General features: G+C 67.6%; 14 protein-coding genes. 6 read left to right on the forward strand and 8 right to left on the reverse strand.

What is annotated here, in order from left to right:
- Position 1: 1 nt before the first annotated feature.
- The 6 genes from AC07V5_RS24570 to AC07V5_RS24595 all read right to left on the reverse strand — a co-directional run bounded on the left by AC07V5_RS24570 (position 2) and on the right by AC07V5_RS24595 (position 7106).
- Positions 2 to 586, reverse strand: coding sequence for a prepilin-type N-terminal cleavage/methylation domain-containing protein (locus AC07V5_RS24570; protein WP_495118352.1), 585 nt, complete (start codon positions 584 to 586; stop codon positions 2 to 4).
- 37 nt (positions 587 to 623) lie between these two features.
- Entirely contained in the window at positions 624 to 1073 is a 450-nt protein-coding gene (locus tag AC07V5_RS24575; RefSeq protein ID WP_495118353.1) for a prepilin-type N-terminal cleavage/methylation domain-containing protein, read from the reverse strand.
- Positions 1073 to 1447: a type II secretion system protein gene (locus AC07V5_RS24580; protein WP_495118354.1), complete on the reverse strand. Its 375-nt coding sequence runs from the start codon at positions 1445 to 1447 to the stop codon at positions 1073 to 1075. Before AC07V5_RS24580 ends, AC07V5_RS24575 begins: the two co-directional genes overlap by 1 nt.
- A 148-nt stretch (positions 1448 to 1595) precedes the next feature.
- Complete coding sequence (locus tag AC07V5_RS24585) at positions 1596 to 2828, reverse strand: type II secretion system F family protein (protein ID WP_495118355.1); 1233 nt, start codon at positions 2826 to 2828, stop codon at positions 1596 to 1598.
- Between the two features lie 16 nt (positions 2829 to 2844).
- Positions 2845 to 4575 carry a GspE/PulE family protein gene (locus AC07V5_RS24590; RefSeq protein ID WP_495118356.1) on the reverse strand — a complete coding sequence of 577 codons (1731 nt, stop codon included), beginning with the start codon at positions 4573 to 4575 and terminating at the stop codon, positions 2845 to 2847.
- Positions 4572 to 7106, reverse strand: a complete 2535-nt coding sequence (locus AC07V5_RS24595; protein ID WP_495118357.1) for a GspE/PulE family protein — start codon at positions 7104 to 7106, stop codon at positions 4572 to 4574. Before AC07V5_RS24595 ends, AC07V5_RS24590 begins: the two co-directional genes overlap by 4 nt.
- Before the next feature lie 135 nt (positions 7107 to 7241).
- On the opposite strand from AC07V5_RS24595, the gene pcp reads away from it, so the two are divergent.
- On the forward strand, positions 7242 to 7904 hold the full coding sequence (pcp, locus tag AC07V5_RS24600) for a pyroglutamyl-peptidase I (RefSeq protein WP_495118358.1): 663 nt from the start codon (positions 7242 to 7244) through the stop codon (positions 7902 to 7904).
- Here pcp and AC07V5_RS24605 read toward each other — a convergent pair whose 3' ends face one another.
- Positions 7905 to 8099 carry an anti-sigma factor family protein gene (locus tag AC07V5_RS24605; protein WP_495118359.1) on the reverse strand — a complete coding sequence of 65 codons (195 nt, stop codon included), beginning with the start codon at positions 8097 to 8099 and terminating at the stop codon, positions 7905 to 7907.
- Positions 8096 to 8686: a sigma-70 family RNA polymerase sigma factor gene (locus tag AC07V5_RS24610; RefSeq protein WP_495118360.1), complete on the reverse strand. Its 591-nt coding sequence runs from the start codon at positions 8684 to 8686 to the stop codon at positions 8096 to 8098. Before AC07V5_RS24610 ends, AC07V5_RS24605 begins: the two co-directional genes overlap by 4 nt.
- Positions 8687 to 8786: 100 nt before the next feature.
- On the opposite strand from AC07V5_RS24610, the gene AC07V5_RS24615 reads away from it, so the two are divergent.
- The 5 genes from AC07V5_RS24615 to AC07V5_RS24635 all read left to right on the forward strand — a co-directional run bounded on the left by AC07V5_RS24615 (position 8787) and on the right by AC07V5_RS24635 (position 12519).
- Positions 8787 to 9047, forward strand: coding sequence for a BufA1 family periplasmic bufferin-type metallophore (locus tag AC07V5_RS24615; RefSeq protein ID WP_495118361.1), 261 nt, complete (start codon positions 8787 to 8789; stop codon positions 9045 to 9047).
- Positions 9048 to 9074: 27 nt separating this feature from the next.
- Entirely contained in the window at positions 9075 to 9920 is an 846-nt protein-coding gene (gene bufB, locus AC07V5_RS24620) for an MNIO family bufferin maturase (protein WP_495118362.1), read from the forward strand.
- Positions 9917 to 10633, forward strand: a complete 717-nt coding sequence (locus AC07V5_RS24625; RefSeq protein WP_495118363.1) for an HvfC/BufC family peptide modification chaperone — start codon at positions 9917 to 9919, stop codon at positions 10631 to 10633. Before bufB ends, AC07V5_RS24625 begins: the two co-directional genes overlap by 4 nt.
- Entirely contained in the window at positions 10630 to 11142 is a 513-nt protein-coding gene (locus AC07V5_RS24630) for a DoxX family protein (RefSeq protein ID WP_495118364.1), read from the forward strand. The genes AC07V5_RS24625 and AC07V5_RS24630 overlap by 4 nt, the downstream gene beginning before the upstream one ends.
- Before the next feature lie 93 nt (positions 11143 to 11235).
- A complete protein-coding gene (locus tag AC07V5_RS24635; protein ID WP_495118365.1) occupies positions 11236 to 12519 on the forward strand; it encodes a response regulator in 1284 nt (427 codons plus the stop codon).
- Positions 12520 to 12531 lie beyond the last annotated feature (12 nt).

The following is a 12531-nucleotide window of genomic DNA, read 5'->3' on the forward strand; positions in this document are numbered from 1 at the left end:
CTCAATCCGGGGAGTTCGGCGCATAACGAGTCCGCCAGCCCTGCAGGACGATCGTGCTGTTGTCCGGTGCGGTGACGCTGACGGTGATCTTCAGCGCTTCGCTGGCAGCAACGTTGTCCAGCGCGGCGGCGGTGACGGCCACCGAGGCGGTGTAGCCGGTCAGGCCGGCGACGGCCGCGTTCGTCACGTCGCGGATGCCGCTCATCGAGAAGCCGGCGTAGTCGTTGACGTTGTTGAAGAAGTTCGTCGGACCGTAACGGGTCTGCGCGCCGCCTGGGGGCGATTCGGGTCCGCTGCTTTCCACGAGCGTCGCGCATCCGGTCGGTGAAACGACGGCGGCGCTCGCCGTCTCGACATTCGCGTCGGTCGGGTCGCACCAGGTGAAGGGCATCAGCTCCACCTCGCGCAGCAGCGACTCGGCGATGGCGAGCTGCTGGCGGCGCACCATGGGATCGGTGCTCGCTATCGTGGCGGTGACGAAGACCTTGAGCATCGCGCTCAGCGCGATGCCGACGACGACGACGAAGAGCAGCAGTTCGATCAGGGTCAGGCCGCGCGCGCGCCGCCTGCGGTGCATGGCCGGCATGCGGGGGATGCTAGCCGAGCGACTCATGGGTCAAGCCTCAAGGAGTCGGGTAAATCAGCCCGGTATCCGCCTCGATGCGGTAGACCTGGCTGTAGCTGCCGTAGGCCACGGTGACGGTCATGGCGCCCCCGGTGCTGGTGGCGGTCGCGCCGCCGTTGCCGCTGTTAAAGGTCACCGTGCCGCCTCCGGACATGCAGGGGCTCTCCGTGGCCGGGCAGGGCAGGGCATCGATGGCGGCGCCGCTGCCGTAGGCCCAGCTGATGCCGGTGCCGGTGATGGTGGCCACGATGGGCCGGCGCTGCTGCAAGGCCAGCCTCAGCATGGCCTGGTGGCGCGCCTGAAGCTCATCGCCAAAAGTACGCAGCCGCCAAAGCGTTGTGTCCACCACCTTGGGAAGGGCGAACACCGCCAGGGCGGCTGTGATCACGATGACGAGGATGAGCTCGATCAGCGTGAAGCCCGCGACGGTGCGCGGGTTGCAAGTCATCAGGTACCGGTGACCGTGAAGTTGGCCGTATGGCTGGTGTGGCCAGTCAGCACGCAGGTGCTGACAGTGACGTTGGCCGTGACCGTACTGTCAGTCGTGACAGAGAAGCCGGTGGGCAGGGCGCTTTGCAGCGCGGCCACGACGTCGGAGCACTTGGCCACCGCCACGCCGTTGTTGCTGTTGGCCTTCTTGGCCGCATAGTTGATGGCAGAGGCGGAGCTCAGGGCACCGGCCACGCCGTTGACGGCCGCCTGCTTGGCGTCGTCATCGACGGCAACGAACTTGGGCAAGGCCACTGCAGCCAGCACGCCGAGGATGACGATGACCATCACCAACTCGATCAGGGTGAAGCCGGCTTGTTGGGACTTGTTCATGGGTGCCTTCCTGCGCTCAGGGCGCTGTGGTCCGGGGAGTGGCAGGACTATCGACCACGGTGCCAGCGATGAGAAGTGAAAAAGGCACAGGTTTTCTGATGGCTGGACGCAGGCCTGCAATCCGTTGCAAGCTTCACGCGAAAGCGGGTCAACGACCCGTCGCGGCCTGGCCGAGGTTCCACAAAGGCAGGAAGACGCCCAGGGCCAGCACGAGGACGAGCGCCCCGATGATGGCCAGCAGGATGGGCTCGATGGCGGCGGACAGGCCTTTGATGGCGTAGTCGGTCTCGCGCTCGTACATCTGCGCGATCTCGGTCATCAGCGTGTCCAGCTCGCCGGTCTCCTCGCCCACCGCAATCATTTGCAAGACGATGGGTGTGAAGACGCCGGTGGCCGTGGCGCAGCGCGAGATGCTCTCGCCCCGCTCGACGCCGTCGCGCATCTGCTCGATGCGGGCACCGATGTAGGCGTTGTCCACCGTCTGGGCCACCACTGTCATGGCCTGGCTGATGGGCACGCCCGAACTGCTGGCCAGTGAGAAGCTGCGCGCGAAGCGGGCCAGCGTGGCCTTGAGCACGATGTTGCCGGCGATGGGCAGCCTGAGCTTGAAGCGGTCCCAGGTGTAGCGCCCGCCGGGTGTGGCAACCCAGTTGCGCCATGCCAGCGCTGCACCGATGCCCCCGGCCACCACCATGGGCCACCATTTCACCGTCCAGTTCGAGAAGCCGAGCAGGATGCGCGTCATCAGCGGCAGCTCGGTCTTGAAGTGGGAGAAGACGTCGGCGAACTTGGGCAGCACGAAGAGGTTGATGACGATCAACGCGATGCCCATCGCGATGATGACCATGATGGGATAGCGCAATGCCTGCTTGATGCGGGCGCGGATGTCGAGCTCGAACTCCAGGTGCTCGGCCAGGCGCTGGAAGACTTCGGTGAGCTTGCCGGTCAGCTCGCCCACGCGCGTCATGGCAACGTAGAAGGGGCTGAAGACATTGGGGTGGCGGCCGAAGGCCGTGGCCAGCTCGCGGCCCTGGTCGAGGCTGGCGCGCACGTCTTGCAGCAGGCTGATGATGCCGGGGTGGGAGGTGGACGCCTCCAGGCCTGCGAGCGCGCGCAGGATGGGCACGCCGGCTTTCTGCAGCGTGTAGAGCTGGCGCGTCAGCACGAGGGCGTCTTCCTGCGTGATCGGCTTGGCGAGCAGGGCTTCCAGCCAGTTGCTGCCGCCGGCCACGCTGACGGCTTCGGTCGTCGCCTCGATGCTGACCGGCACCACACCGCCAGCCATCAGTTGGGCGGCGACGGCGTCGCTGCTCACCGCGTCGACGATGCCTTCGACAAGCTCGCCGCGGCCGTTGCGCCCCTTGAAGGAAAAGTTGCTCATTCAGCGGTTGCTCAGCCTATTCGGCAACCACGCTGATCCGCACCGCCTCGGCCAGCGAGGTCTTGCCCTCGCGCACCAGGGCCAGGCTGCGGTCGGCCAGGGTCTTGCCCTTGAGCGAGCGGCGCGCCGCGGCCAGGAAGGCGCCCGCGTCGCTCTTCTGGATGGCCAGCGCCATGTCGGGGTCCAGCTCCAGCATCTCGTAGACACCGCGCCGGCCTTGCGAGCCCGTGCCGTTGCACTCGGCGCAGCCGCGGCCCTTGACGCTCTTCACAGGCTCGGTGTCGCCACTCTGGGCCTGCACCTCGTTGATCCAGGCCTGCTCCTGCGGTGAAGCCAGGTGGGGTTCGGCGCAGTGCTTGCACACGCCGCGCAGCAGGCGCTGGGCCAGCACGGCCTGCAGCGAGGTGGCCACCATGAAGGGTGGAGCGCCCATGTCCAGCAGCCGGAACGGCGTGGAGACGGTGTCCTTGGTATGCAGCGTGCTGAGCAACAGGTGGCCCGTGATGGCCGCGCGCAGGCCGATCTCGGCCGTCTCGGCGTCACGCATTTCGCCGACGAGGATGACGTCGGGGTCCTGGCGGAGCGCAGCCCGTAGAACCCGGGCGAAGTCCAGCTCGATCTTGTCGTTGACCTGCACCTGGGTCAGGCCCGGCAGGCGGTACTCGACCGGGTCTTCGACGGTGATGATCTTCTGCTGCTCGGCGTCGATCTCGGCCAGCGCGGCGTAGAGCGTGGAGGTCTTGCCGGAGCCGGTCGGGCCGGTGACGAGGATCATCCCGGAGTCGCGCCCCAGCAGCTCGCGGAAGCGCTTGAGCATGTCGTCGGGCATGCCGATGTCGCCCAGGCGGCGCAGTGCCGAGCCCTGGCCCAGCAGGCGCATGACGACGGATTCACCGTACTGGCTGGGCATGGTGGACAGGCGCACGTCCAGCGTGCGGTCGCTCAGGCGCAGCGTGAAGCGGCCGTCCTGCGGCAGGCGCTTCTCGGAGATATCCAGGCCGGCCATCAGCTTCAGGCGCTGGGCCAGCGCAGGCGCGATGCGTTTGTCGGCCTGCGTCAGCGTCTGCAGGATGCCGTCGACGCGGTTGCGGATCAGCAGTTCGCCTTCCTGCGGCTCGATGTGCACGTCGGAAGCGCCGGCGCGGGTCGCATCCTCGAACACCGACTGCAGCAGGCGCACGACGGGCGCGCCTTCCTGCCCGACGCTGGCCTGCAGCGCGCCGAAGTCGACGGCGTCACCGATGTCTTTTTCCAGCGCCTTGGCCAGGCCCGAGATCTCGTCGCTGCGGCGGTAGTGCTTGTCGAAGACGGCGGGCAGCTGGCTGTCGGCGACAACGGCCATGGCCAGCCGGCGTTTCAGGATCTTGGCCAGCTCGTCGAAGCCGAACAGGTCCAGCGGGTCGGCCATGGCCACCAGCAGGGTGTCGCCGCGCTCTTCCAGCACCAGCGCGCGGAAGCGCCGCGCCGGCGTCTCGGGCAGCAGGCGCACGAGATCGGTCTTGAGCGGGAAGGTCTTGAGGTTGACGAAGGGCGCGCGCAGCTGGCGGGCCAGCACGTGGGCCAGGGCCTCCTCGGTGATGAGGTTGGCCTCGATGAGGATGCGGCCCAGCTTCTTGCCGGTGGCGCGCTGCAGCTCCAACGCCTGGCCGAGTTGCTCGGCCGAGATCAGTTGCTGCTCGACGAGGACGTCGCCCAGGCGCAGCTTGGGGCGAGGGGCGGCGGCAGCGGTCTCGGCGGCGTCTGTCATGTGTTGCTGGTGGCGTGGACTTCGGCGATGGTGGTGACACCCTGCAGCACCTTGACGATGCCGTCCTGGCGCAGCGAGCGCATGCCCTCGGTCAGCGCGGCGTGCTGCAGCTCCTCTGCGCGGGCACCTGTCTGGATCATGCGGCGGATGTTCTTGGAGACGGTCAATAGCTCATGCAGGCCGGCGCGGCCCTTGTAGCCGCTGCCTCCGCAGGCCGTGCAGCCGGGGCTGCTGTACTTCATCAGCCGGCCGGTCTGGCCGTGATTCTTGATCCAGTCGGCCATCAGGGCCAGCTTGGAGGGGCGGCCGTCGGCGGGAAAAACGTGCAGATAGTCATCCAGCAGCTCGCCAAGTTCGGCTTCGGTCATGGGCTCACTGACCTTGCAACTGGTGCAACTGCGCCGCACCAGGCGCTGGGCCAGCACGGCCAGGAGCGAGTCGGCGAAGTTGAACGGGTCCATGCCCATGTCCAGCAGCCGCGTGATGGTCTCGGGCGCGCTGTTGGTGTGCAGCGTGGACAGCACCAAGTGGCCGGTCAGGGAGGCCTCGACGGCGATCTCGGCCGTTTCCTGGTCGCGGATTTCGCCCACCATGATGACGTCGGGGTCGGCGCGCAGGAAGGCACGCAGCGCCTTGGCGAAGGTCCAGTCGATCTTGGGGTTCACCTGCACCTGGCGCAGGCCGGCCTGGGTGATTTCAACCGGGTCCTCGGCCGTCCAGATCTTGCGTTCGGGCTTGTTGATGTAGCTCAGCGCCGAGTGCAGCGTCGTCGTCTTGCCCGAGCCGGTGGGGCCAACGCACAACACCATGCCGTAGGGCCGGGCCACCGCCGCCTGCAAGGCTGACAGGTTGTGAGGCGCCAGGCCGATGCGGTCCAGCGGCATGGGCTTGCTGCTGGCCAGCAGGCGCATGACGACGTCTTCCAGGCTGTTGTTGGTCGGGATGGTCGCGACGCGCAGCTCCAGCTTGTGCTGGGGGGAGTACTTGGCGAAGTTGATCTTGCCGTCCTGCGGCTTGCGGCGCTCGGAGATGTCGAGGTCGCACATGATCTTGATGCGCGCGATCATCGCGTTGCGGTAGGTGTGGGGCAGCTCCAGATAAGGCTGCAGCACGCCGTCGCGGCGGAAACGGATCTTGAGCTTGTCCTTGCCCGGGTAGGTCTCAATGTGGATGTCGGACACGCCCTGGGTGTACGCCTCGATGATCATCGAGTTGATGAGGCGCACCAGGGAGTTGTCGCTCTGCTCGATGGGCGACTCTTCTTCCTTGTTCGTGCGCTCGCTGCTGTCGCGCTCCAGGCTTTCGATGAGCTTGTTGGAGGTGTCGAGCGCGAAGTCGGGCGTGAAGTCGGGCAGGGGGTCGGCGTTGGTGCGTGTCAGCGCCTCGGCGCCATAGCGATCAAAGGCTGCGGGAATGGCGAACTGCAGCGTGCCGAGCTTGGTGAGCGTGGGCACGACCTTGAGCTGGGTGATGAACTCGACCTCGTCGATGGCGTCGCGCCGCGTCGGGTCTTCCATGGCGACGACCATGCGGCCGTCGCGCAGCACCAGCGGCAGCACTTCCAGGCGCTTGGCCACCGCGTGCGGCAGCTTGCGTACGGCGTCGGGCTCGATGGCGAAGTTCTCGACGTCGACGACCGGGTAGCCCATCTTGCGCGCCAGGGCCGACTGCAGCTGCGCGCGACTGATGACACCCTTGCGCACCAGCAGCTCGCCCAGGGGCACGGAGCGGTCGTCGCGCTGCTGCACGAGGGCCTGCTCCAGCTGCGCGGGCGTGACCAAGTCCAGCGCCAGCAGCGCCTCGCCGATGCGCACCATGGGCATCTTGGCCTGCTGCTCGATGGCCTGCAGCAGTTGGTCGGCGGAGACGATCTGCTGCTCGACCAGGATGTCGCCCACGCGGCGCTGGCGCAGGCCGGTCTGCTCGACGGCCGCGGCATTGAGCTGCTCGGTCGTGACGAGTGCATCCTTCAGCAGCATCTCGCCGATGCGCTCACCGATCTCGAAATGCGTCAGCACCTCGCGCGGCACGAAGACGCGGCGCACGGAGTCGTCGCTGTCGGACAGCGGCGGGAACAGGAAGAGGCCGAGGTTGTCATGGTGGTGGCCGATGGTCACACCCTTGAGCTCGTCGCCACCGTTGAAGACGATGCGGAAGTCGGTGCGCGGGCGTTGGTCCACGCTGAGAGGCGAGTTCACGTCGCTGGCGTCGCGCGGCGGCACCGTCACCGGCCGCTGCAGCTTGACGGCGCGGAACTGGCTGAACTTCAGCGGCATGCTGTTGCGCGCCGGCGGCACGTTGATCTGCACGATGCGCTCGCCGGCGTCCATGCGTAGCAGCTGGCCCGTGCTGCGGCTGTTGTTCAGGCCAAGGATCTCGCAGGCCTCGGGCTCGCGCTGCACCTGCGGCTGCGGGTAGGCCGCGTAGGGTGGGGTGGGCCAGAGAAAGCCCGATGCCGCAGCACCCGGGCCGGCGGCGGGGGAGTCGGCATCGCCGTGGGGCCAGGGTAGGGGCTGGGACGGGTCGGTCATGGGCTGGCGTTGAGGGAATGCCGCTGGAGGGGTGCAGCAGATTATGGAGGGGCGCCGGGGAGCGCCTGCCCTGGAGAAACACCGTGCAGACGCCGTAGATGGTCGACGCTGCAACCGGGGCCCAGGTTCGCGAGAATGGCGGCCATGAACATCCTGCTCACCGGTTTCGAACCCTTTGGTGGCGAGGCCATCAATCCGTCCTGGGAAGTCGCGCGCTCGCTGCAGGGCCAGGTCATTGCCGGCGCGACCGTGCATGCCCGCTGCCTGCCCACCACCTTCGGTGGTGCGCCCGCGGCGCTGGAGACGGCGCTGGCCGTCTTCCGGCCCGAGCTCGTCATCGCTCTCGGCCTGGCCAGCGGCCGCACCGAAATCTCCATCGAGCGCGTGGCCGTCAACCTGATCGATGCCCGCATCGCCGACAACGCCGGCGAACGCCCGCAGGATGTGCCGGTGCGCGCCGATGCGCCTGCCGCGTATTTCTCGACGCTGCCCATCAAGGCCATCCGCAACGGGCTGCGCGCGGCCGGCCACCCGGCGGGGCTGTCGCTCTCGGCGGGGGCCTTTGTCTGCAACCAGGTCTTCTTCGAGCTGCAGCACCGGCTGGCTGGCCGCGGCCTGCGCAGTGGCTTCATCCACGTGCCGGCGCTGCCCGAGCAAGCGGCCCGCGCCCAGCCCACGGTGCCCAGCATGGGTCTGGCGGCGCAGATCGACGCGATCAGGTTGGCACTCGCGATTGCGCTGGAAGGGGGCGAGGAACTCGCCTCGGCAGCGCCCGACGAAGGCGCGCCGGTGGCCTGATCAGTCCTCGGTGTACTGCCGCCAGCGCGCGCTGGCATGGCGCATCAGCTCCACCTGGCGGTAGAAGCGGCGGCAGTTGGTGCAAATGCGGTGGTGCAGCCGCAGCGACAAGCGCTCGGCCAGGGGCATGCTTCGATCCTCCGCCTTCAGCGTGATCTCCGTGGCTTCCCGGCAAGTGATCTTCAGCTTGATCAAGACGCTTCTCCAGCAGGCGCCGCATTGAACCAGCCGGCCTGGATGCAGTCCCGCAGCCTCAGCCGGGCCCGGTGCAGCATGACCCACAGGTTGGTCGGCGTGATTGACAGTTCCTTACAGATCTCGTCCGACTCCAGCTCCAGCCACTCGCGCATCATGAAGAGCCGCCCCTGCTGGCCGGGCAGCTTTTCGACGCAGGCCTCCAGCACCCGCATGAAGTCGACCTGGCGCAGCGAATCCTCCGGGTTGCCCCAGTCGTGCTGGGTCTCGCGCCAGTGGCCGTCGCTGGCGAACAACAAGTCGTCCAGGTCCTCGCCGTCGTCGCTCGTGCACGTTGTCGACAGCTCGCGGCTGTTCTTGCGGATCTGGTCGACCAGCTTGTGCTTGAGGATGCCGATGAGCCAGGTCTTGAGCTGGCTCTGGCCCGCAAAAGACTGCGGCTTTTCGAGGCACGCGAGCAGGGTGTCCGACACCGCGTCCTCGGCCCAGGCCGGGTTGCGCAACTGCAACCGTGCGTACTTCAGCAAGGCTGGGCGCAGGGCTTCGATCTGGCGGCAGTAGTCAGCTGAGGCGGTGGAAGCATTCATGGCGCCGGGCAGTGTAAGGACTTGGGTTTGTCTTGCGACTTCGTTCTCGCCGCCGGATGATCGGCCGCCTTCCACCCCCCAACCTTTTGGAGACCTGTCCATGAAGAACCAAGCCCTCATTTCCTCCGCTCTCGCCGCCGCCCTGTCGCTTGGCGTCGTCGCCCAAGTCCAGGCCGCCGATGCCGCCAAGGAGAAGTGCTACGGCATTGCCAAGGCCGGCCAGAACGACTGCGCCACGGCCAACGGCAGCCACTCCTGCGCGGGTCAGTCCAAGAAGGACAACGATCCTAACGAGTGGAAGTACGTTGCCAAGGGCAGCTGCGAGAAGTCCGGCGGCGCCACCAAGACACCCGCCAAGTAATGGCTTGATCGCTTGATCGACCCCGTGATGTCGCCAACTGCTGCCTGCGTGGGCATCGGTTGGCGCCAGCCTCACTACGAGGCCTTGCTGGCCGAGCGCCCCGCGCTCGGCTTCATCGAAGTTCATTCCGAGAACTTCTTTGCCGACGGCGGCATCACGCTCGCCGTGCTGGACGCCGGCCGCGAGGCCTATCCGCTTAGCCTGCATGGCGTCGGGCTGGGCCTGGGCTCGGCCGCCGGGCTGGATGACTGGCACCTGGAACGCCTGGCGCGGCTCGCCCAGCGCGTGCAGCCGCAGTGGGTGTCCGACCACGCCTGCTTCGCCCGCGTGGAGAGTGCGAGCGGCGGCCTGCACGCGGCCGACCTGCTGCCCATCCCCTTCAACGAAGAATCGCTGGCGCTGATGGTGCGCCACGTCGGCCAGGTGCAGCAGCGCCTCAATCGCCCCATGCTGGTGGAAAACATCAGCGCCTACGTCGGCTGGGCGGGCGACACCCTGGCCGAGCCGGAGTTCTTCAACGAGCTGACCCGGCGCAGCGGCTGCGGCCTGCTGCTGGACGTGAACAACCTCTTCGTCAATGCGCGCAACGACGGCCTCGCGCCGGATGCGGCCGCGGGCGAAGCCATGCGCTGGGTCGACGCGATCCGCCTCGGCAGCGTTGGCGAGATCCATCTGGCGGGCCACTGCGAGCTGGCCGACGGCCTCGTCATCGACGATCACGGCAGCCGTGTGCGCGACGAGGTCTGGCGCGTCTACGAGCATGCCATCCGCCGCTTCGGCCCGACACCCACGCTCATCGAGTGGGACACCGCCGTGCCCGAATTGGGCGTGCTGCTGGCTGAGGCTGAGCGGGCGAGGGCGCTGCACCCATGAAGGCCGAACAACAGGCGCTGGTGGAGGCGCTGCTGGGCCGTGGCGACGCGCCGGCCGGCCTGAGCCCGATCCATTACGGCACCGAGCGCGGCCTGGCGGCTTATCGCAACAACCTCCAGGCGCTGTCTGCCCAGGCGCTGACCGTGCCGTTCGCGAGGCTGCGCAGCGAACTCGGCGATGACGAATTCGCTTCGCTCGCCTGGACCTTCTGGCGCCACCACCCGCCCGTGCTCGGCGACCTGGGCCAGTGGGGTGGGGCGCTGGAGGGCTTTCTGATTGAACGAGCCGGCGAAGCCTCCGGCCTGCCCGACCTGGCGCGGCTGGACTGGGCGCTGCACCAGGCCGAACGCGCCGAGGACGTGGAACTGAATGTCGAATCGCTGAGCCTGTTGGGCTCGACGCCGCCTGATCAGCTGTGGCTGCAACTGCGCCCGGGCGTCTCGCTGCTGGCCCAGCGCGAGGGGGCGGTGCTCGTCTGGCGCCGCGGCTGGCGAGGTGAATCGCAGCCGTTGCCGGCGGGCGAGGCCGCCTTTGTCCGGGCCGTGCTGGGCGGCGTGAATCTTTCCGACGCGTTGGAGCACTCCGAAGTGAAAGGTTCTGGCGCGCAGGCCGACTTCGACTTCGGCGCGTGGCTGCAAGCCGCGCTGCAGAACACCTGGCTTCAAGGGGTCAGGTCGGCCCCACCCACGCAAGCAACCTCCACACCATCATGAAAGCTCTGCTCTCCACCGCGCTGCGCGCCGCCACCGACCCGGGGCAGATCTCGACGCTCAGGCCCACGCGCCTGCCGGCACCGCTGGACACTCTGGTCAGCCACCTGCAGTCGCTCGCGCTGCTGGCGGCGCGGCTCTACGTGGCCCAGATCTTCTTCATGTCGGGCCTGACCAAGCTGCGCGACTGGTCGTCCACGCTGGCGCTGTTCAACGACTACTACCAGGTACCGCTGCTGCCACCGGCACTGGCGGCCTACATGGGCACGGTGGGCGAACTGGCGATACCCGTGTTGCTGGTGCTCGGCCTGGCGGGCCGCTTCGCCGGCGTGGGGCTGTTTGTCGTCAACCTGATGGCGGCGCTTTCGCTGCCGGCAGAGGACCTCTCGGCTGCCGGCGTGGCGCAGCACGCACTGTGGGGCGTGCTGGCCTTGGTCATCGCGCTGTGGGGTTCGGGCCGCTGGTCCGTCGATCGCTTCGTGCTGAACCCGGCGGCTGGCCACTCGCATTGACGCGGAGCACAGGTCGTAAGCAGCAGCCACATTTGGAAACGACCTGGCAACTGGGTTTGTCCTAATCTGGCGGACAGTTAGTAACGGTCCGCCATGGAGTTTTCAGAGCTGTTCACCCAGAGCGTGCGCGATGTACTGCCGCACGCCAGAAGGAAGGGGCTTGTCGCCTACTTCGACTATCACGGACCGCACCTCGAGCTTGATGATCCCGGGCCGTACCTGCGTGCCGGCATCCACCGGATCTTGCTCGGCATCGTCGACTGCTTTGAGTCGGGCTTCGTCATGTTCAGCGCGGAGATCGAGCCGCCGGTCTTTGGCCGAAGCAGCATCGTCATCCACGCCGCCGGCACTGGGGCGAGTCGACCCTCCGATGTCATGGGCGTGCTGCAGCGCCTGCAGCTGGTTGCCGAGGATGCCGATGTAGCCCAAGGGCTGGTTGCGCGAGCGGACGCGCCCTGTCCGGCCACCGCCGGCTCGGTCCAGTTTGTCGACGCCGGGCCTGACGGGCTGGTTATCTCACTGAGTGGCGAAGTTGCCGCGGAGGAAGTGGCGCTCGAACACTTGCCGAACGCCGCCGGCTCGGTGGCATGGCTGGTCAGCCCGCTGCCCGGCGCGCTGGACTCGGTCGAGACGCGGTTGCGGCAGTTGGGCTGGCACGTGGTGTCGTTCGAGAGGCTCGAGGACGCCGCAGCAGCGGCGACATCCGCGACACCGGCACCGATGCTGATGATCGCCGCGGAACACAACGGCCAGGAGCTGCCTTTGCTCGAACAGATCGCCCAGGCCTTGCCCAGCCTTTGGCCGGTGCTTGCCGTGGTTTCCGGCTCCGACGCCCTGCGGCTTCGGCGCCAGTGCTCGGTCGACATCCGGGTGCTCCCCCTCAGCCCGCTGGAGCTGGAGCGCTTCACCGCGCATGTCGATACCCGGACTTCGACTGCCCTGTCGCGGCTGACATCGCCCACGCCGCTGTACGTTCAGGAGAACCGGCGTGTGCTCGTGGTGGACGACAACGTCGTGAACCAGATCGTCGCGCGGGGGCAGCTCGAGGCGCTGGGCTACGAGGTGGTGGTGGCTGGCGACGGGATCGAGGCGCTCGACTCCTGCTGCGACGAGCCGCCAGACATGGTGCTGATGGACGTGGACATGCCGGTCATGGACGGGCTGGAAGCCAGCGAGCATCTGAGGTCTCTGCAGCGCGTCGGCAACTTGCCCCCGTTCCCCATCGTTGCAGCGACTGCCGGCGACACGGATCTGCGGCGCAATGCCTGTCTGAAAGCCGGCATGGATGGCTACCTCAGGAAGCCCATGGACCTTCAGGCGCTGGCCGAGGAACTGGGCCGCGTGCTGCCCGGGCGGCCCATCTCCGTGGAGGCTTGAAGCCCGCCAGAT

The organism is Roseateles sp. GW821-FHT02E12, from assembly GCF_059421665.1.

Excerpts from the sequence above, each read along its gene's own strand:
- AC07V5_RS24610 (WP_495118360.1), bottom strand. The coding sequence starts at position 8,686 with ATGAATGCTTCCACCGCCTCAGCTGACTACTGCCGCCAGATCGAAGCC.
- AC07V5_RS24615 (WP_495118361.1), top strand. The coding sequence starts at position 8,787 with ATGAAGAACCAAGCCCTCATTTCCTCCGCTCTCGCCGCCGCCCTGTCG.
- AC07V5_RS24575 (WP_495118353.1), bottom strand. The coding sequence starts at position 1,073 with ATGACTTGCAACCCGCGCACCGTCGCGGGCTTCACGCTGATCGAGCTC.
- bufB (WP_495118362.1), top strand. The coding sequence starts at position 9,075 with ATGTCGCCAACTGCTGCCTGCGTGGGCATCGGTTGGCGCCAGCCTCAC.
- AC07V5_RS24630 (WP_495118364.1), top strand. The coding sequence starts at position 10,630 with ATGAAAGCTCTGCTCTCCACCGCGCTGCGCGCCGCCACCGACCCGGGG.
- AC07V5_RS24580 (WP_495118354.1), bottom strand. The coding sequence starts at position 1,447 with ATGAACAAGTCCCAACAAGCCGGCTTCACCCTGATCGAGTTGGTGATG.
- AC07V5_RS24570 (WP_495118352.1), bottom strand. The coding sequence starts at position 586 with ATGCCGGCCATGCACCGCAGGCGGCGCGCGCGCGGCCTGACCCTGATC.
- AC07V5_RS24595 (WP_495118357.1), bottom strand. The coding sequence starts at position 7,106 with ATGACCGACCCGTCCCAGCCCCTACCCTGGCCCCACGGCGATGCCGAC.
- pcp (WP_495118358.1), top strand. The coding sequence starts at position 7,242 with ATGGCGGCCATGAACATCCTGCTCACCGGTTTCGAACCCTTTGGTGGC.
- AC07V5_RS24590 (WP_495118356.1), bottom strand. The coding sequence starts at position 4,575 with ATGACAGACGCCGCCGAGACCGCTGCCGCCGCCCCTCGCCCCAAGCTG.
- AC07V5_RS24635 (WP_495118365.1), top strand. The coding sequence starts at position 11,236 with ATGGAGTTTTCAGAGCTGTTCACCCAGAGCGTGCGCGATGTACTGCCG.
- AC07V5_RS24585 (WP_495118355.1), bottom strand. The coding sequence starts at position 2,828 with ATGAGCAACTTTTCCTTCAAGGGGCGCAACGGCCGCGGCGAGCTTGTC.
- AC07V5_RS24625 (WP_495118363.1), top strand. The coding sequence starts at position 9,917 with ATGAAGGCCGAACAACAGGCGCTGGTGGAGGCGCTGCTGGGCCGTGGC.